This window comes from Nonomuraea rhodomycinica, assembly GCF_013363995.1.
Taxonomy (GTDB): domain Bacteria; phylum Actinomycetota; class Actinomycetes; order Streptosporangiales; family Streptosporangiaceae; genus Nonomuraea; species Nonomuraea rhodomycinica.
Window position 1 is genome coordinate 1397464 of sequence record NZ_JABWGO010000001.1, and the last position, 18506, is coordinate 1415969.

15 protein-coding genes and 1 pseudogene are annotated in these 18506 nt (G+C 73.6%); 3 read left to right on the forward strand and 13 right to left on the reverse strand.

What is annotated here, in order from left to right; all coding sequences use genetic code 11:
- Positions 1–179: 179 nt before the first annotated feature.
- Complete coding sequence (locus HT134_RS06465; RefSeq protein WP_217707213.1) at positions 180–1184, forward strand: hypothetical protein; 1005 nt, start codon at positions 180–182, stop codon at positions 1182–1184.
- 18 nt (positions 1185–1202) lie between these two features.
- Here HT134_RS06465 and HT134_RS06470 read toward each other — a convergent pair whose 3' ends face one another.
- On the reverse strand, positions 1203–2429 hold the full coding sequence (locus HT134_RS06470; protein ID WP_175599262.1) for an MFS transporter: 1227 nt from the start codon (positions 2427–2429) through the stop codon (positions 1203–1205).
- A gap of 143 nt (positions 2430–2572) precedes the next feature.
- Between HT134_RS06470 and HT134_RS06475 the strand changes: the two genes are divergently transcribed.
- Positions 2573–3289 (forward strand): hypothetical protein, encoded by a 717-nt coding sequence (locus tag HT134_RS06475; RefSeq protein WP_175599263.1) that lies wholly within the window; start codon positions 2573–2575, stop codon positions 3287–3289.
- Between the two features lie 61 nt (positions 3290–3350).
- Here HT134_RS06475 and HT134_RS45305 read toward each other — a convergent pair whose 3' ends face one another.
- The 5 genes and pseudogenes from HT134_RS45305 to thrC all read right to left on the reverse strand — a co-directional run bounded on the left by HT134_RS45305 (position 3351) and on the right by thrC (position 8846).
- Positions 3351–3986 carry a prolyl oligopeptidase family serine peptidase gene (locus HT134_RS45305; protein ID WP_246363557.1) on the reverse strand — a complete coding sequence of 212 codons (636 nt, stop codon included), beginning with the start codon at positions 3984–3986 and terminating at the stop codon, positions 3351–3353.
- A 221-nt stretch (positions 3987–4207) separates the two neighbouring features.
- Positions 4208–5434: pseudogene (locus tag HT134_RS06485) on the reverse strand (prolyl oligopeptidase family protein); the annotation flags it as partial.
- 70 nt (positions 5435–5504) lie between these two features.
- Complete coding sequence (locus HT134_RS06490) at positions 5505–7046, reverse strand: helicase HerA-like domain-containing protein (protein ID WP_175599265.1); 1542 nt, start codon at positions 7044–7046, stop codon at positions 5505–5507.
- A 19-nt stretch (positions 7047–7065) separates the two neighbouring features.
- Complete coding sequence (locus tag HT134_RS06495; protein ID WP_175599266.1) at positions 7066–7629, reverse strand: hypothetical protein; 564 nt, start codon at positions 7627–7629, stop codon at positions 7066–7068.
- A gap of 152 nt (positions 7630–7781) precedes the next feature.
- Positions 7782–8846 (reverse strand): threonine synthase, encoded by a 1065-nt coding sequence (thrC, locus tag HT134_RS06500; protein ID WP_175599267.1) that lies wholly within the window; start codon positions 8844–8846, stop codon positions 7782–7784.
- Between the two features lie 65 nt (positions 8847–8911).
- On the opposite strand from thrC, the gene HT134_RS06505 reads away from it, so the two are divergent.
- Positions 8912–9745: a MurR/RpiR family transcriptional regulator gene (locus tag HT134_RS06505; protein ID WP_175599268.1), complete on the forward strand. Its 834-nt coding sequence runs from the start codon at positions 8912–8914 to the stop codon at positions 9743–9745.
- A gap of 31 nt (positions 9746–9776) precedes the next feature.
- Here the strand turns inward: HT134_RS06505 and HT134_RS06510 are convergent, their stop codons facing one another.
- From HT134_RS06510 to HT134_RS06540, 7 genes are all read right to left on the reverse strand, one after another.
- Positions 9777–10373 carry a hypothetical protein gene (locus HT134_RS06510; RefSeq protein WP_175599269.1) on the reverse strand — a complete coding sequence of 199 codons (597 nt, stop codon included), beginning with the start codon at positions 10371–10373 and terminating at the stop codon, positions 9777–9779.
- Positions 10374–10401: 28 nt separating this feature from the next.
- Entirely contained in the window at positions 10402–11217 is an 816-nt protein-coding gene (locus tag HT134_RS06515; RefSeq protein WP_175599270.1) for a hypothetical protein, read from the reverse strand.
- The gene (locus HT134_RS06520; protein WP_175599271.1) at positions 11214–11918 is read right to left on the reverse strand and encodes a VIT1/CCC1 transporter family protein; all 705 of its coding nucleotides are present in this window, start codon (positions 11916–11918) and stop codon (positions 11214–11216) included. Before HT134_RS06520 ends, HT134_RS06515 begins: the two co-directional genes overlap by 4 nt.
- Complete coding sequence (gene lgt, locus HT134_RS06525) at positions 11915–12979, reverse strand: prolipoprotein diacylglyceryl transferase (RefSeq protein ID WP_175599272.1); 1065 nt, start codon at positions 12977–12979, stop codon at positions 11915–11917. Before lgt ends, HT134_RS06520 begins: the two co-directional genes overlap by 4 nt.
- A 25-nt stretch (positions 12980–13004) precedes the next feature.
- The gene (locus HT134_RS06530; protein ID WP_246363558.1) at positions 13005–13745 is read right to left on the reverse strand and encodes a DsbA family protein; all 741 of its coding nucleotides are present in this window, start codon (positions 13743–13745) and stop codon (positions 13005–13007) included.
- 14 nt (positions 13746–13759) lie between these two features.
- Positions 13760–14278, reverse strand: a complete 519-nt coding sequence (locus HT134_RS06535) for a MauE/DoxX family redox-associated membrane protein (RefSeq protein WP_175599274.1) — start codon at positions 14276–14278, stop codon at positions 13760–13762.
- Positions 14279–14461: 183 nt separating this feature from the next.
- Positions 14462–18442: an endo-alpha-N-acetylgalactosaminidase family protein gene (locus tag HT134_RS06540; protein ID WP_175599275.1), complete on the reverse strand. Its 3981-nt coding sequence runs from the start codon at positions 18440–18442 to the stop codon at positions 14462–14464.
- Positions 18443–18506: the final 64 nt, after the last annotated feature.

An 18506-nucleotide genomic window follows, 5' to 3' on the forward strand; every position in this document is an offset into this window, starting at 1 on the left:
GGCCGGTAGCCCCCTGACGGACGGGACGCCTGCCACGGACCAGCGACCCTTTGACACGCGAGTGACGTAGCAGCACTTCTCCTTCGGCCCCGGGGCCGACGGCCCTCCCCCCGGCGGGGGAAGCGCATGCCCCTTCCCGGGGAGGCGCGGATGGCCGTCCGGCCGACATGCTCATGACCATGCACGCCGAAGCAGGGGACCGCGGCGCCAGGAGCCGCGGCGTCACCAGCGAAAGCGCCGGCCGCCGCGACGCCGGCATCCAGGGCGCCGGCATCCGGGACGCCGGGAGCCGCAGGCGCACGGCGCTGCGCCGCGTCGCCGCGTACACCGCGGCGGGCTCGATGTCCCTCTACCTCATGGTGAAGATCGTCTGGATCGTCCTGGAGCTGCGTCACGGCACGGCCGACTGGGTGCTGCTCAACCTGGTCACGGTCGTGATGGCGCTGACCGGGATCACCCTCGGCCTGGCGCTCGGGCAGCCGTGGGGCATGCGGGTGCCGGCCTGGCTGGTGCTGCCGTTCGCCTGGATCGGCAGCGGCTTCCTCGTGTCCCTGCTGCCGTACATGCTGGTCAGCGGCTTCCTGGAGCGGGAACCGGCCGCGCCGGGCGACGGCGCGGCCATGCCGGCGTGGGAGGCGGTGTTCCTCTCGGTGGGGTTCGCCGGGATGGCGGTGGGGCTGGTCGTCGCCCTGCCGCTCTACCTGGCGGAGCGGTGGCCGCACGCGTTCGCGGGACGGGTGGGCCGGCCGGGGCCGGAGGCGGGTCGCGCGTGGGCGGCGCTCCCGGCGGCGGCGCTCGCCGTGGTGTGGTCGTACTGGGCGGCGGGCGGGACGGCCGGCCTGGATCCGGCGGCCCTGGGCGGGTGGGACGCGAACGCGCGGGTCCTGGTCGGCGACGGCGCGCTGTGCGCGGCTCTGGCGGCCTGGAGCGGGTGGGCGCTCAGCCGGCGGGGCGGCGCGCGGACGCCGCTGTGGCTGCCCATGGCCGCCGGTTTCGTCGCCTCGGGTTCGCTGTTCGCCTGGGGGTCGTGGAAGCTGCTGTGGGTGCTGCTGCCCGGCGTGTACCGGCCGTACGAGTATCGCGGCGTGGCCGTGGCCGAGCACGCGCTCGCGATCGTCACGGGTGTCGCCGTCCTGCTGACCCTGCTGCGGGAGTACCGCAGCCGCGCCTCCGCCAGGCGATGACGCCCCGGATGACCGTCGTCACCTGCTCACGGGATCGGCGTCCGGGATGTCGCCGGGCGTGCGGAACCGCGCCATGCCCCGTACCAGGAGCAGCGCCGGGGGCACCAGGAGGATGACGGCCGCCGCGCCCGCGAGCACCGCGCCGGGGCCCGCGAGCCCGGCCAGCGGCCCGGTCAGCGCCTGGCCGAACGGCATGAGCCCGAAACCGCACAGCCAGGCGAACGAGCTGATCCGTCCGATCAGCCGGTCGGGGATCTCGCGCTGCAGGGCGACCTCCCAGTGGATCGCGTAGATCTCCACCCCCGCCCCGGCGACCGCGTACGCCACGAAGACCGGCGGCGGCGACGGCGCCAGCAGCAGGGACAGAGGCGCCGCCGCGTACAGGGCGATCGCGGCCAACGCCACGACCCCCACGGCGCGGGGCCGCCATGCCAGGGTCACCAGGCCGCCGGCCAGGCCGCCGATCCCGTAGCACGTGAGCGCCACGCCGTACACGGCGGGCGATCCGAACGCGGCGGTGCTCACGACGGGCAGCAGCACCTGTGTCGGAGCCACGACGAACACGAGGTTGACCGCGGAGAAGACCAGGATGGCGCGCACCCAGGGGCGGCGCCGCGCCTCGGCGAGGCCGGCGCGGACGTCCTCGGCGAACGACGCGCGCGGCGCCGGGGTCCGCCGCGGCTCCCTGACCCGGCGGAGCGCCACGACGGTGGCCGCGAAGACCACCATGGTGATCGCGTACGCCACCCGGGTCCCGGCCACGGCGACCAGCCCCACGCACACGGCCGGACCTGCCATGACGCCGGTGCGGATCGACACGCCGACCAGCGACCTGCCCGAGACGCGCTCGTCGTCGGTGAGAACGCCGCGCAGGAGCCCGTTGAACGCGGGCCGGACGAACGCCTCCGCGACGCCGGCCAGCAGGACCACGGCCGCCGCGCCCCAGATCGAGGGCGTGGCGGGCAGGGCCAGCGCTCCGGCCAGGAGCGCCTGGGCGCCGTAGGCCGCCATCACCAGGCGTCGCCGCGGCACCCGGTCGGCCCACACGCCGCCGACGGGCAGGAACGCGACGAGCGTGACGCCGCGCGCGGCGAGGACCAGCCCGAGCGAGACCGCGTCGCCACCGGCGCGGAGGACCGACACGGTGATCGCGACGGCGAACATCTGCTCGCCCACGACCGCGGCCGTCTGCCCGAGCAGCAGCAGCCGGAAGCGGGGGTTGGCGAGGGCCGCGACGCCTTTCATGCCGGTGATGCTGTCAGCATCGGGGGACCCCGTCCCGCCTGTCCGCTGCGGGCTGACAGCGCCCACCGGCCCAGCCGCGCCCGGCTCCTCGGAGGTACAGCGGCGGTTGACCGCCGATCCTCCGGGCCGCGATCCTGACCCGCATGACGATCAAGGCCTGGTTCGACACCGACCAGCAGCTTCCGCCCGGCGAGGAGCTCTTCCGTAGCCGGCGTGAGTTCACGCTGTGGGCCTACACCGTGAGCCACGGCCAGGCGCTGTTCCGCAGCAGCGGAAGCTCCGACGGGGCCGGCGGGCTTCCGCGGAACACCACCGTCGAGGTGCTCTTCAAGCCCGCGGAGGTCATGCGCATCCGGGACAGATATCACGGCCTGCTGATCAGAGTCGCCCCCGCGGACGTGGCCGAACGCGTCAAGGCCACCTACCCCACCATCACGTTCGGTCCCGGTGACCGCGTCTTCCTGCTGGAGAGCCGGGGAGAGACCGACTACATCATCAGCATGGCGGTCGGCTGGCACGAAGACGTCCTCGCTCCCACGCGCCGAAGCTTCTTCAACGACGTCTTCGCCGGCGACACGCGGTGGCCCACCACGCCCCTGCCGGGCGCCGACGCCGGGTTCGGCGTCGCCTCGGCCACCGATCTGATCGAAGCCCTCCGCGGCGGCGAAGACCACCAGCGGGTCCGCCGGGAGCGGTATCGCCACGTCTACGTCGTCATGACCCGTGTCCAGCTCGGCGACGAGCCCGAGATCTCCGGCTCCGGAGTGTTCCTGACCCCCGAGGACGCGGAGGAGGCGAAAGCCACGCTCGCGGCCCATGTCGCCGACTGCTGGATCGAGACGCTGCCCATCGCGATCTAGGCCCAGCACTCCCGCCGGCCGCACCAACATGGGATACGGCCTGGTGGGCGAGGCGACAGCATCATGACCCGTCGGAGGCGTGCAGGATGAAGGCCAGCACATCGGCGAGCAGGGCCTGCTCCTGGTCTCTGGTCGAGCCGGCGCCATGGCCGCCGTTCTCCTCGACGCGCATCAGCACCGGCCGGCCGGAGGCCGTGGCCGCCTGCAGGCGGGCGGCCAGCTTCGCCGGCTGCCACGGCGGTACCCGCGCGTCGCGCAGGCCGGTGGTCAGCAGCACCGCCGGGTACGGCACACCGTCCCGAACCCGCAGGTAGGCGTCGATGATCAGCAGGGCACGCAGGCCCTCCTCGGTGGTGACGCTGCCGAACTCCGGAACGTTGATCGGCCCGCTCTCGGTGAACTCGTTGCGCGTGGCGTTCACCGTGGGCACCTGGATCGCCATGGCGGCCCACAGATCGGGGCGGCGCACCAGCGCGCCGCCGGTGGGGATGCCGCCGCTGCTGGCGCCCTCGGCGGCCAGTCGTCCCGGGCGGGTGTAGCCGAGGGCGATGAGATGCTCGGCGCAGTCGATGAAGTCCGTGATGGTGGCCTCCTTGCGCGCGCCGCGCCCGGCCTCGTGCCACTCGCGGCCGTAGGCGCCGCCGCCGCGCAGGTGCGCGACGGCGTAGACGCCGCCACGCTCGTACCAGGCGAGCATCTCGGGACGGAACTCCGGCAGGTCGATGAACCCGTGGGAGCCGTAGCCGGTGAGCACGGCCGGGTTGTCGCCGTCCAGCTCCAGGTCCTTGTGGTGGATGACCGTGAGCGGGATCGGCGTCCTGTCCCTCGCGGGCACGTGCAGATACGGACGTGCACGTCGCCGAAGTCCACCAGTGAGCGGGGCGCCAGCCCGGTGTCCTGGAGGGACTGGCCGTCGTAGCGGTAGAGCCGCGGCGCGTCGGTCCAGCCGGCCACCAGCAGCAGGGCTTCGGGCCGCGTCGGGTGGGTGGTCCACTCCAGGATGGTGCCGTCCACCGGCATCGTGAGGTCGGCGGGCTCGCCACCGGACAGGGGCGCGTGCCGTACCCGGCTGACGCCGCCGTCGAGATCGCGCACCAGCAGCCGGTCGCCCACCACCCGCACCGACTCCACCACCCGCTCACCCGCGGGCACGACCACCCGGGCTCGGGACAGATCGGGTGCGGCAAGGGGAACGGCCAGCACGCGGGAGCGCGGCGCGTCCCGGTGGGAGACCAGGTAGAGAGTGTCGTGGCTGGTGGCGAAGGTGGTCACGCCGTCCGCCACGCCCGCGACCAGCCGCCACGGGCAGGCGGCCGGGTCGGCCAGCCCGGTCCGCGGCGCCACGTATATCGTGCAGTCGCTCAGCTGCTCGCTGGTCCAGGGCCAGGGGCTGAGCGCGTCGTGGGAGATGATCGCCAGCATCCACTCGCCGTGTGGCGGCACCACCAGGAAGGGCCGGTCTCGCGGGGTCAGCTCGATGCGGGGGTTGAGGCCGCGGGCCAGCACCACCGTGTCCTGTGCCGGGTCGGCGCCCAGGTGGTGCAGGAAGGTGCGGCTGTCCAACAGGTGCTGCTCTGCGTAGCGGTGATAGACGAACGACCGGCTGTCCTCCAGCCAGCTCAGGAAGGCGAAACGCGTCGTGGGCGGGATCGTCTCCCGCAGGGCTCCGGAGCCGGCGTCGATCACGTGGATGGAGCTGTCCTCCGACCCGGAGGCGGAGACGGCGCAGGCGATGTGGCGGCCGTCGGGGGAGGGCACGTACCAGTCGATGGCGTGGTGCCCGTCGCCGGGCACCGTGCCGGGGTCGAACAGGACCCTGCTCGCTCCGCCGGCCTCGGTCACCGTCAGCACCGGCACACGGGCGTCCGGCTCGCGTACCAGGGCGAAGACCTTGTCCGCTGCCATCGCGAGGCCGAAGTACCGCGTGAGCGCACTGCCCAGTTCGCGGATCCGGGTCAGCAGGCCGGCGCGGTGCGGCAGGGCGTCCAGGTGCTCGCGGGCGTGCCTGGCCTGGCCGTCCAGCCAGTGGCGGAACTCCTCGCCTTCGGTCTCCATCCAGCGGTAGGGGTCCTCGATCGTGATGCCGTGAAGGGTCTCGCGCACGACGTCCACCCGGGCGATCGGGGGTTCGGTGATGTCGCTCATATGCGCATGATCGTATGCGGCAGCTCCGGCGATTCATCGGACATCAGATCACCCGCGAGGCAGCGTGCGTTCAGCGTCGTCGGCCGCGGCGGGCCGTGCCGAAGAGGGTTCGGGTGATCTCCCGGCCGAACGCGGAGGCCGCCGACCGCGCCATGGAGCGGAACTCCTTCGACTCCAGCACGCTCTCCAGCATCGACGGCTTCGGCTCCGGCTCCTCGCGCGCCTCCCGCTCGCGGCGGGTGTCGGGCGACGGTGACGGCGACCGTGACGGCGAGGGCGGAGACGCGGAGGTCGCGGCGGTCAGCTTCGCCGACAGCAGCTCGTACGCCGACTCCCGGTCCACCGCCGTACCGTACTTCCGCTGGAGCGGCGAGGCGGCGATGAGGCCCGCGACCACGTCCGGGCTCGACGGGGCCATGAGCGTGCGAGGCGCGCGCAGGCGCGTCCAGGCCACCGGCGTGGGCGCCCCCGTCTCGGACAGGACCGTGACGACGGCCTCGCCGATGCCGAGCTCGGTGAGCAGCCGCTCCAGGTCGTAGGAGGAGGCGGGGAAGGTGGAGACGGTGGACCGCAGCGCCTTGGCGTCCTGCGGGGTGAAGGCGCGCAGGGCGTGCTGCACGCGCGCCCCGAGCTGGGCGAGCACGTCGGCCGGCACGTCGTCGGGCGTCTGGGTGACGAAGAACACGCCCACGCCCTTCGACCGGATGAGCCGCACGGTCTGCGCGATCGACTGCAGGAACGCCTTGGAGGCGTCGTCGAACAGCAGATGCGCCTCGTCGAAGAAGAACACGAGCTTCGGCTTGTCGAGGTCGCCCACCTCGGGCAGCTCGTGGAAGAGGTCGGCGAGCAGCCACATCAGGAAGGTGGAGAAGAGCTGCGGCCGGTCCTGTACGGCGGGCAGTTCAAGGATGGAGACCGTGCCCTGGCCGTCCGGCGTCACCCGGAGCAGGTCGCGCACGTCGAACTCCGGCTCGCCGAAGAACGCGTCCGCGCCCTGCGCCTCGAAGTTGGTCAAGGCGCGCAGGATGACCCCGGCCGTGGCCGCCGAGAGCCCGCCGATCCCGCGCAGCGCCTCGGGTGTGCCGGTCAGGTACCGGATGACCGCGATGAGGTCCTTCAGGTCGAGCAGCGGCATGCCGTTCTTGTCGGCGAAATAGAAGATCAGCCCGAGTGACGACTCCTGCGTCTCGTTGAGCCCGAGGACCTTGGCCAGCAGGGCCGGCCCGAAGGCCGTCATCGTGGCGCGGATCGGGACGCCGGACCCGAGCCCGCCCAGGGAGTAGAACTCCGCCGGGCACGCCGCCGGGGTCCAGGTCTGCCCGACCTCGGCGGCTCGCCGGGTGACCCGGTCGGAGGCGGCGCCCGGCGAGGCCAGTCCCGACAGGTCGCCCTTGACGTCGGCGAGGAAGACCGGGACTCCGTGGGCCGCGAGCTGCTCCGCCATGAGCTGGAGGGTCTTGGTCTTGCCGGTCCCGGTGGCGCCGGCCACCAGCCCGTGCCGGTTGAGCATGCCGAGGGGGATCCGGATCGGCTCGGAGGGGTCGGCGGCGCCGTCCGCACGCACCAGGGCCCCGAGCTCCAGCGCGGGCCCCTCGAAGTCGTAGCCTTTCATCGCTGGTCCCCGCCCCGTCTCACGCCGAAGCGGAGCCGCAGTCGTCGCTGAGATAGGCGAGTGCGGCGTCCCCCAGTCTGCTCCATCCCCCGGGACCGGAGTCGATGGTGAAGTTGACGCCCTCCAGGAGGACACCCGCCGCGAGCATCCGGCAGGAGGCGCGCCGCTGATCACCGCCTCCGGCCCCGTTGCCGAGGGCGTAACCGACGGTGATGAACGAGTCGGCCAGGCCGGCCCACGCCTGAGTCAGCTGGGTGAAGTCCGGATTGCCGGTGGAGTCGTCGTCATGGATGATGAAGCGCCCGGAATGCCCGTCCTCCTGACCGACGATCTCGTAGAGGTACCTGGACGAGGCCGAGATGCCGCCCTTGAGCGTGACCCGCTCGGACCCTGCCGCCATGTCCAGCTCGATGCCGCCCGAGAACCCCGCCGTCAGGCTGCCGGCCGCCTTTCCGTCCTCGCTGAATCCGGAGATGACCAGCCGGGAGTCGCTGTCGGAGACCGTGCACCAGGAGATGCCGATGGCGTCCCCGAACGGTGTGGGAACGGGGACGATGATCTGCGGATCGGCGTTCTGGCCCATCGCGGCATTTCCTTTCGCGCGTGCGACGCTGCGGGGGGATCCTCCCCCGCGGCATCCGCGACACGCGGAGCGGTGCCTAAAATGCGCTTCCCGTCATGTTCTGTCGAACGCAAGCGGGGTGCGTCAGCCGGGCAGCCGGCGGGCGCCGGGGGTCAGGCCGCCAGGTGCAGGGCCCTGGCCACCTCGCCCGTGGCTGCGCCCGTCCGCGTGGAGGCGTAGCCGTCGCGCAGGGAGGCGTCCGGGTCCTTGAGTCCGTCGCCGCTGAGCGTGATGACGACGCGCGAGCCCGCCGGGACGCCGCCCCGCCCGTGCTGGTCGAGCAGGCCGGCGACGCCCGCGGCGGAGGCGGGTTCGGCGAAGACGCCGTCGTGGCGGGCAATCATGCGGTAGGCGTCGAAGATCTGCTCGTCGGTGACCGCCGCGATCAGGCCGCCCGACTCGTCGCGGGCCGCGACGGCGCCGTCCCAGGTGGCGGGGTTGCCGACGCGGATGGCGCTGGCGGCCGTGGCGGGCTCGGCGACGGGCGCGCCCGTGACGAGAGGGGCGGCGCCGGCCGCCTGGAAGCCCCACAGGCGCGGGAGGCGGGTGGCCGGGCCCTCGGCGGCGTAGGTCCGGTAGCCCTGCCAGGTGGCGGTGATGTTGCCGCCGTTGCCGACCGGCAGGCAGTGGATGTCGGGCGCGTCGCCGAGGGCGTCGACGATCTCGTACGCCACGGTCCGCTGCCCGGCGAGCCGCAGCTCGTTGCGTACCGAGTTGACCAGCGCGACGGGATGGTGGGCGGCCAGCTCGCGGGCCACGCGCAGGCAGTCGTCGAAGGTGCCGTCGATCTCCACGACGCGCGCCCCGTACCGGACGGCCTGGCCGAGCTTGCCGAGCGCGACGGCGCCGCGCGGGATGAGGACGGCGGCGGCGAGCCCGGCGCGGGCGGCGTAGGCGGCGGCCGAGGCGCTGGTGTTGCCGGTGGAGGCGCAGACGACGAGTTCGGCGCCGGCCTGGACGGCCCGGCTGACCGCGATGGTCATGCCGCGGTCCTTGAACGACCCCGTCGGGTTGGCGCCCTCGACCTTCAGCCACACGTCGCAGCCGGTCAGCTCCGACAGGTGCGCGGAGCGGAGCAGCGGTGTGTTGCCCTCGTGGAGGGAGACGGCGGGGGTGTCGTCGGTGACGGGCAGCCAGCGCCGGTACGCGCTGTCGATCAGACCATGCCAGGTGCTCATGCCACGGACCATAACATTCGTTTCATCGTTACGGCCAAATCCGAGATTGTGTAACATCTGTCAGCATGGAGTCCGACACGCTGGCGGCCCGCCTCGGCGCGGTCTATCCCGAGCTTCCCCCCGGCGAGCGGGCGATCGCCCGGGTGATCCTCGACGACTACCCGTTCGCGGCGCTCGGGTCGTTGCGTTCGCTCGCCGAGCGCGCCGGTGTGAGCCCGCCGACCGCCTCGCGGCTGGTCGGGCGGCTCGGGTTCGCCGGCTTCGCCGACTTCCAGGCAGCGGTACGGGCGGGCGCCCGCGAGGCGGACCAGTCACGGCTGCGGGAGTTCGTCACCCGGCCGCCCGACACCGGCCAGGCGGCCGAGGAACTGCGGGCCGGGCTGGCGGGCACGCTGGCCGCGATGACAGCGCCGCTGCTGGACGCCGTCGCCACACGGCTGGCCGAGGCCCGCGCGGTGTGGGCGCTGGGCGGGCCGCTGAGCGAGCTGGCCGCCGACTACCTGGCACGCCAGCTCGCCGGTCTCCGCCCCGGGGCGCGCCGCGTGCCCGGGACGCCGCCCCAGCGCGCCCGGGCCCTGCTCGACCTCGGGCCGTCCGACGTGGTGGTCGCCTACGACTTCCGCCGCTACTCCCCCGACACGGCCAGGTTCGTCCGGGCCGCGCGGGGACGCGGGGCCCGGCTGATCCTCGTGACCGACGCGTGGGAGTCGCCGCTGGCCGACGAGGCCGAGGTGCTGGTACGGCTGCCGCGCGAGGCGGCCGGGCCGATCGCGCCCCTCACCCACGAGATCGCGGTCACGGAGCTGGTCCTCGTCGCCACGGCCGCCCGCCTCGACGCCTCCCAGCGGCTCGCCGACCTCGACGCCCTCACCCGCGACCTCTCCCCCGACCTCTCCTGAGACCCGATGCCCGCGGGTACGCGGTTCGGCCTCAGGTCGCCGCGACGACCCGGGCCTGCACCACCTGGCCGAGCTTGTCCAGCTCGATCAGCGTCGGCACCAGGTCGGCACCGCGGCCGCCCGGCGTGCTCGCCCAGCTCACGGTGACGTAGTGGCCCATCGCGCGTGCCGTGGCCCGGCTGTGGGCGGCGTCGAGGGACACCGCCGGCCGGACGAACCCGTCCTTGCCCAGCGCCGCCACCAGCGCGTCGGCGGCGCGCCCGTCGGCCAGGTTGAAGATGACGAACTGGCCCGCCGCCCCCGCCGGCCCCTCGTACGTGGCCCGCAACGCCTGGGTGCAGCCGGTGGCCGTGGCGCCCCACAGCGCGTCGTCGCAGCCGTCGAGCTGCTCGGCCGACACCCGCCGCAGCGTGCCCAGCGTGGCGGTGCCGCCGGTGAAGACCTCGTCGACCGTCAGCGGCCGGGAGTCGGCCTGGCGCGTGTCGATGAGGGAGTAGAGGGCCGAGGTGCGCTCGCTGCGGAGCGTGGCCGGCCGGGGCTCGTCGCCGCCGAGCCAGAACCACGCACCGGCGGCGGCCACCGCGAGCCCGGCCACGGCCGCCAGCGCGACGATGAGACGGCGCGGCATCAGGCCTCCGTTCCTGTGGTGGGCCGCATCAGGACTTCGGTCCCGTGATCGTGACGACGCGGCGGTAGACGGCCTTCTCGGCGCCGCGCAGCGTCAGCGCGAGCCCCACGAAGTCGTCCCGGGCGGTCGGCTCGGCCCCGTCGGTCCTGCCCAGCCACACCAGCCCGACGTAGTGGCCGAGGGCGTAGCCGGCGCCCTCGGAGTAGCCGCCCCGGGGGAACGCGGCCGAGCCCGCGGGCAGCGCCTGCACCCAGCCGCCCCGGTAGCCGAGCTTCAGCGACTCCACGAGGTCGGCGGCGGCCTGGCCGTCGCGCAGGTTGAGCAGGGTGTACTGGCCGATGTAGCGGCCGTCGGAGCTGGTGTAGAGGCCGCGGGCGGCCTGGTTGCACTCGGCGTCGGCCACCTTGGCGCGCAGCTCCTCGCCCCACACCGCGGCCGAGCAGTCGGCGTCGATCTTCCGGGCGGCGAGCTTGAGCGTGAGCTTCTTGCCGCCGGTGAGGGTCTTCTGGGCGAAGACCTCCTTGTCGGTGAGCGGCTTGGCGTCCTTGGCCCGGTCGAGGACGGGCTGGAACAGCTTCGGCGAGGACCAGGCGTCGTAGGTGGCGGGCAGCACGGCGCCGCCGCCGACCGTGCCGCCGGGCTCCCGGTCGGGGGTGAAGGTGCCGAGCGAGGCGATGGCGAGGACGAGGCCGCAGGCGCCGGCGACGACCCCGACGACGCTGGCGACGATCACGATGAGCTTCTGGTGCTTCGGCGCCAGCCCCAGGTCGGTGAGCACGGGGAACTGCCAGTCCGAACGCGGGGGACGGCGCCGCTTGCGCGGCGCCTGCCTGGTGGTGGTCACAGGCCGGATGCTCCGATCAGGTTGCCCAGGGCGAAGGTGAGCGCGGCGGCCAGGGCGCCCACGAGAAGCTGGCGCAGGCCGGAGAACCACCAGCTGCGGGCCGTCACCGTGGACACCAGGGCGCCCGCGGCGAACAGCGACACGCAGGACACCACGGCCGACAGCACCAGGCTCGTGGCGCCGAGCAGGTAGGGCACGAGCGGCAGCAGCGCGCCGGCCGCGAACGACAGGAACGACGAGACGGCCGCCAGCCTGGGCGAGGGCAGGGAGTGGGGATCGACGCCGAGCTCGTTCTGGGAGTGCACCTCCAGGGCGCGCTCGGGGTCGCGGGAGATCTGGGCGGCCACCTCGGCCGCGGTCTCGGGCAGGACGCCCTTGTCGACGAGGGCCTGGGCCAGCTCGGCCTGCTCGGCCTCGGGGTTGCGCCGCAGCTCGCGCCGCTCGACGGCGATCTCGGCCAGGGCCAGCTCACGCTGGCTGGCCACCGACACGTACTCGCCGCCGGCCATGGAGAACGCGCCCGCCGCCAGGCCCGCGCCGCCGGCCAGGAGCACGACCTTGGCGTCGGAGGAACCACCGGCGACGCCGGCGATGAGCGCGAAGTTGGACACCAGCCCGTCCATCGCGCCGAACACCGACGGCCGCAGCCAGCCGCCGGTGACGTCGCGATGCTGGTGGTGCATCTCCGCGCGTCCGGTCATCGCGCGTGCTTCTCCTCTGCCGTGGCGTGCTCACCGGGCTCCCGGGCCGCCCCTTCCGCCTCGGGCTCGCCCTCCGCCTCCGCGGTGCTCTCCGTCTTCACCGTACTCTCGGGGCCCGCCTCGGCACTCTCCGGGCCCGCCTCGCCGGAGGTCTCCGCCTCGTCGGCCTGGTCGGCGGGGTGGGCCGGGTCGGCGACCGCCCCGTCGCCCCCGGCCAGGGGCTGGACCCCCGGCGGGAGCACGTGCTCCACGGTGTCCTTGTGACGCGTCGCGAAGAAGTAGACGACCGCCCCGACGAACACCACGAGGGCGGTCCACTGGTTGAGGCGCATGCCCAGGAACGTCACGGCGTGGTCCACGCCGCCCACGGGGTCGATGCGCAGGCCCTCGACCCAGAAGCGCCCCAGGGTGTAGCCGGCCGCGTACAGGGCGAACAGCCGCCCGTGGCGCAACTTGTACCTGCTGCCCACGAACAGCAGCAGGAACCCGAGGGCCACGTTCCACAGCGACTCGTACAGGAACGTCGGGTGGTAGAGCACCCCCGGCTCCCCGCCGTGCTGCTGGTCGATCTGCAGCCCCCACGGCAGCGTGGTCGGCCCGCCGTACAGCTCCTGGTTGAACCAGTTGCCCCAGCGCCCGATGGCCTGGGCGAACGCGATGCCCGGCGCGACCGTGTCGGCCACGGCGCTCAGCGACAGGCCGCGACGGCGGCAGGCGATCCACACGCCCACGGCGCCCAGGGCGATCGCGCCCCAGATGCCGAGGCCGCCCTCCCAGATGAACAGCGCCTTGTAGGCCGGCTTGATGGCCCGGGGGCCGAAGTACATCTGCCAGTCGGTGATGACGTGGTAGAGCCGGCCGCCGATGAGGCCGAAGATCACCGCGGGCACGGCGATGTCGATGATCGTGCCCTTCTGGCCGCCGCGGGCGCGCCAGCGGCGCTCGCTCAGCCAGACGGCGACGATCACGCCCGTGACGATGCACAGGGCGTAGGCCCGGATCGGGATGATTCCGAGGTACCAGACCCCCTGGGAAGGGCTGGGAATCGAGGCAAGGGGCATGTCGGTGAGGGTAGCGGACGTCAGGCTACTTGGCCGCCTTCGTGACCTGATCGCGTAGCTGCTGAGGCGTGAAGGCGACATTGCCCTCCAGGGCCACGCCGTTCAGCTTCACGGTGGGCGTGCCCTCGATCTTCTGCTCCTTGATGACCTTGTCGGCGTAGGAGAGCTGCGCCTGGGCGTGCTTCTGCGAGGTGACGCACTGCTCGAAGTCGGGCGAGGTCACGCCGGCCTCCTTGCCCCAGGTGACCAGGTCGTTGGTCTTGAAGCCCTCGACGGTCTCGGACGGCTGGTTCTTGTAGAGGATGTCGTGGAAGGCCAGCCACTGCCGGCCGTCGGCGACGCAGCGGGCGGCGGCGCCGGCCCGCAGGGAGTTGCCACGGGTGGGCTCCCGCTGGAAGATCGAGATCGGGTGGTAGACGACCTTGGCCTTGCCCTCGGCGGCGAGGTTCTTGAACGTCTGCCCGCTGACGGTCTCGAGCTGCTTGCAGGCGGGGCACTGGAAGTCCTCGTAGACGTCGAGGACGGGCTTCTCGACGCCGCTCCTCGCCATCACCACCGAGCCGTCGGACTGCACGGTGACCGGCGCCTGGTCGCCGCCGGCCGCCTCCTCCGACTGCGACCTGCTGGCCGCGTACAGCCAGCCGCCCCCGATCGCGGCCAGCGCGACGACGCCCACCGCCGCGTAGGTCACCACGCGCCGGCGCTTCTCGCGCTGACGCTGGGCGGCCTGCTGCTGCTTGATCTTCTCACGTGCGGTCGTCTTCATCCGTTCCCCCTTGCTCATGCCCGTGTCCCCTTGTCCTGATCGTCCTCGCCGTGGTCGTCATCGTCGGCCGGGCCGTCGCCGCCCGTGTCGCCCGCCAGGCCGAGCGTCGAGTCGAGCGCGAAGGCGCCGGGCGCGAAGCGGACGGTCCAGACGCCGAGCAGCACGAGGCCGAAGTCGCGCAGGATGTCGAGCAGGTAGGACGGCTCCTGCCCGACGCCCAGTTCGCCGCCGCCCCCGAAACAGCCGCAGTCGATGCGCAGGCCGTGGGCCCACGCCCAGCCGATGCCGAACACGAAGGCCAGCATCAGCAGCGCCGCGATCACCCCGGCGACCTTCGTCATCAGGCCGACCACCAGCAGCACGCCGACCACGATCTCGATGATCGGCAGGCCGTAGCCCACGGTCGTGGCGACCGAGTCGGGCAGCAGTTGGTACGCCTTGACCGCCACGACGCTGTCGGACGGATTGCCGATCTTGAGCCAGCCTGCCGCGATCAGCACCCCGCCCAGCACGAGCCGGGCGACGGTCGTCACCAAGGGTATCGCTGATCTCGCGGGCAGTGACGCAGACGACGCGATCACGGGCCTTCTCCTTGTCTCCGCGCTGGGATGCGCACAGTTACCCGGAGACCATCCGATCACGGAGCCGATAAGCGTCGGTTAAGGCGGGAAAGGCGCCCCGCCTGGCGTTTCGCGTCCTCCCGGGCGAGATCCAGGCTAGCAGCGGAAACGGGCGCCTCCCCAGTCGGCGTGGTCGTTTCCCACGCCGTCTCCGCCGTCGTCCACGACAAGTTCGGCATATCGGGCACCACTGACGTCCGCCGCCAGCGCGTACGGCGCGTCGGCCGCCCGCAGCACCCCGCTGGCCGCCTTCACCACCCCGTCGGCCAGCACCGTGAACCGGACCGAGCCCCGGGCGCCCTGCGAGTCGTCCACGCCCACGGAGGCCGTGAACGCCGTGCAGGAGCCGCCGAGGAAGTAGCGGAGGCGGGCGGGCGCGTGCGTGCCGAGGCCCTTGGCGAACACCTGGCCGCCGATCGTCAGCGGCGGGCCGTCGCCGGGCGCCGAGTCGCCGTTGGAGCGGTCGCGCTCGGCCGGTCCCCAGCCGTTGTCGGCGCCGACCCAGTCGAGGTCGCTCGCCCAGGCGTCGCCGGAGGGCGGCGGCGGGAGGGTCCGCACGGAGGCCGCCGCCGCGACGGTCCTCGGGCTCCCGGCGGCGGTGTAGGAGGCGGTCGCCCCGATCTCGTAGCTCCCGTACGGCGCGCCGGCCGGCGGCGTCACCTTCCACGAGGTCCTCAGCGTGCCGCCCGGCTCCACCGTGGCCGGTCCGTCGCCTCCCGCGACGGTCCACCCGTCCGGTACGGCGGGCGTCACGCGGACGTCCACGGCCGGCACGTCCTCGCGGTTGACGAAGCTCACGTCCACGTCGCCCGCCACCCCCTGCTCGAACACCGGCGACGCGGGCGTGACGGTCAGCGACGCGCACGCCCGGGCCTCGGCCGGCTCCCCCAGGTCCCGCACGGCGAAGTCGTCGAGGACCAGGTCGGCCCCCTCCTGCTCGGCCTGGAGGGAGCGCAGCCCCACCCACACGTCGCCGCAGCCGGCGTCCACCCGCTCGGCGAACCGGGTGGTCGCGCGCCGCTCCGGCAGCGGCGTGGCGCGGGTCTCGACGCTGTCGCCGCCCTTGTCGTAACCGGTCACCCAGGCGTACGCCCCGGCCAGGCTGCTCTGGTAGCGGAACGACACCTCGTAGGCGTGGCCCGGCTCGAACCGCGCCGTCCACGGGAGCGTGCGGTAGACCAGGCCGCGCCGCTCCTCGTGCGACTTGAGCGAGAACCGCCCGCCGATGACGTCGTCGACGGCCTTGCCGTTCCAGCCCGCCTGCGTGTACGGCTCGTGCCGCTCGGCCAGGTGGGTGCGCGCGTCGAAGGCTCCCCCGGCGTCGCCCTTGACGAAGGGTCCCCAGCCGGGCTCCGGCGACTCGAAGGCTCCCACGGTCTCCGGCGCGGCGGTCGGCATGAGCCGCACGTCGTCCACGCGCACCCGCCCGGTCCCGCCCGCGGCGGTGATCCGGAACGTCACCGTGGAGCCCCGTGGCGTGAACCGCACGGGAACGCGCTGGAAGAACGTGTCGTGCTTCTCGTCGGAGGCGATGTAGTTCCTGGCCGTGGAGCGGCTGAGGGTCACGCTCTCGCGCAGGCCGGGCGCGCTCACCTCCAGCGTGGTCGCGCGGGAGCGGCCGGGCTCGACCTCGACGGCGGCCGACACGGTGTACGGCCGGCCGGGCCGCAGCCCCGTCAACCGCTGTTCCAGGCCGGCCGGGGCGCCGTCGCCGAGCAGGGCGACGCGGCGGCCGAGCGCGTCGGTCTCGACGCTCACGGAGCCGGCGGTCGTCCAGCCGCGCAGCCGGTCGTCGCCGAAGCCGGGGTCGCGCACGCCGCTGCCCTCGCCCCATCGCGGGTCGCGCGGGGCGGGCGCGGCGCCGGGGTGGAGGACGTAGGCCACGCCGGCCTCGGCGCGCAGCGTGATCCGGCCGCCGACGGGGGTGACGACGCCGGTCCGCACCCGTCCCTGGTCGGTGAGCCGGTAGACGGTCAGCGGCCGGTCGGCGTCCCAGGTGGTCTCGCCTCCGGCGGCGTTGTAGTGGTAGAGGCGGCCGTCCCACGGCAGCAGGTACGCGCCCCCGTCGAGGACCTTGTGGCCGCCCGCGTAGAGCCGCCGCGTGCCGCCGGAGGAGGTGCCGCGCACCCCGCCGGAGAAGACGATCTCGTCGGCGTTCCAGTCGAGGATGCGGTGGCGCTGCAGGAACTTGGCGGGCAGGTTGTGCTGCCAGATGTTGCGGAGGAAGGCGGTGTAGTCGTTCTCCGCGGTCCAGCCCTCGAACTCGACGATCCGGGCGTTGCCCAGGATGGGGTGGGCGTTCCAGACGTCCTTCTCACCGTTGCGGATGAAGCGGATGATCTGCGAGTTGAGTCCCTTGTTGGTGGCGCCGCCGTAGTTGAGGTCGTTCGCCCAGTGCGCCCACAGGGAGGTGCGTTCGAGCTTGTCGGACCACTCGGTGGCGACCTGGAAGCCCTGCGCGGCCAGCTCGCGGCCGGTGCGGTCGGCGACCCAGCCGAACGGCCGGAACACGTCCACGTACAGCAGCGCGAGGTTGGGGTCGGTCTCCTCGCGCAGCCGCCTGAGCCGCGCGGCGAGCGTGCCCCGGGTGAGGTCGCCGCGCTGGTCGATGAGGTACGCCTGGTCGAGCCAGTCCCAGCCCTTGGCCTTGGGGTCGGCGAGCTGCTCGCTGAAGGCGTGCGCCTCGGGGTAGGCCTCGGTGGCGTTGACGTGGGCGCCGAACGTGGCGTTCCACCGCCGGCCCTCCCTCAGCAGGGTGTTGAGGTCGGCCAGGCCGCCGGCGCGTTCGTTGTGGTGGCCGCCGTAGTCGGGGTGCGCCGAGTCGTGGCCCTCCGACTGGTAGCCCTTGAGGATGGCGAGCTGGCCGAGGCCGTCGGTGGCCAGCGAGACCCGCTTGACGTCGTCCAGGGTGCGCAGGAACGGGTGGGTGGCCTGGCTGGAGAAGTTGAACGGGATGTGGGTGACGACGCGGTCCTTGGTGGCGTCCGCGCCGGGCGCCTTGACGCCGATCTCGTGGAAGGCGAGCGCGCCGTCCTGCCAGTCGAGGGTGCCGTCGCCGTTGGCGTCGGGGGTGACGACGACCTTGGCCCAGGGGCGTTCCTCGGTGAACGGGGAGCCGGTGGCCCGGTGGGTCCACTGGCCGCTCCACACGCCCACCCTGACCGTGCCGCCGGGCTCCTTCGTGGCCTGGTGCCAGAAGCGGGCGGCGTCCTTGTCGGTGGGGCCGGCCGGGCGGTCGTAGGTGGAGTTCGACTCGACGGCGGCGGCCAGCCGGGCGGTGTTCACGATCGCGTACGTGGCCCCGACCGGCGCGGCGTCGGGCGCGGTCCGCGGCGTGACGGCGGCGAACACGTCGGCGGTGCGCGTGGAGTTGGGGTCGAGCCGGGTGAACGCGGTGGCCGCGCCGGGCTCGTCGCTCGCCACGGAGACGAGGCCGTGGCCGGGCAGGTCGATCGTGGTGACGCGGAAGGCGGCGGTGTCGGCCACCTCGTCCACGGCGAACGTCGTCACCCGGCCCCGCACGCGGACGCTCGCCTCCAGGCTCACGCCGGGCAGGGCGGGGAAGGCGAGGCGGTAGCGGGCGCTCGCGGCGTCGCGGCCGGCCGGCCGGACGGTCACCTCGTACGGCCGGTCGTTGAGGACGACGGCGGGCACGCCGGTGCTGCCGCCGAGCGTGGCTCCGGTGCCGCGGTCGGTGTAGCGCAGGATCCGGGGGAAGGCGGGGTCGAGATCGACCGTGAGCCGGTCGGAGGAGATCGTGAGGGGCTCGGCCACGGTGGCGGGCTCGGGGGCGATGGCCTGCGCGGTGGGCGTGGGAGCGGGGGCGCCGGTGGGCCGCGGGTCCGGCGAGGCCAGGTCGTACGAGGGTGGCGCCGGAGTGGGGTCGGGCCGGGGCGCCGGGGTGGGGTCGGGCCGGGGTGCCGTCGTGGGCGGCGGCGTGGTCGCCTGCGCGGCCGTGGCGGGCGGCACGAGGGCGGGTGGCACAAGGGCGGGCGGCACGAGGGCGGAGGGCGCGGGGGCGAACGGGGTCAGCAGGGATAACGCGAGGGAGGCTGCGAGCGCGGCGGGAAGGCGCATACGTGTCCTTCGTCGGGAACTCCGACTCTCTCCGCGATACTGACATCTCGCAACACCTATGCGT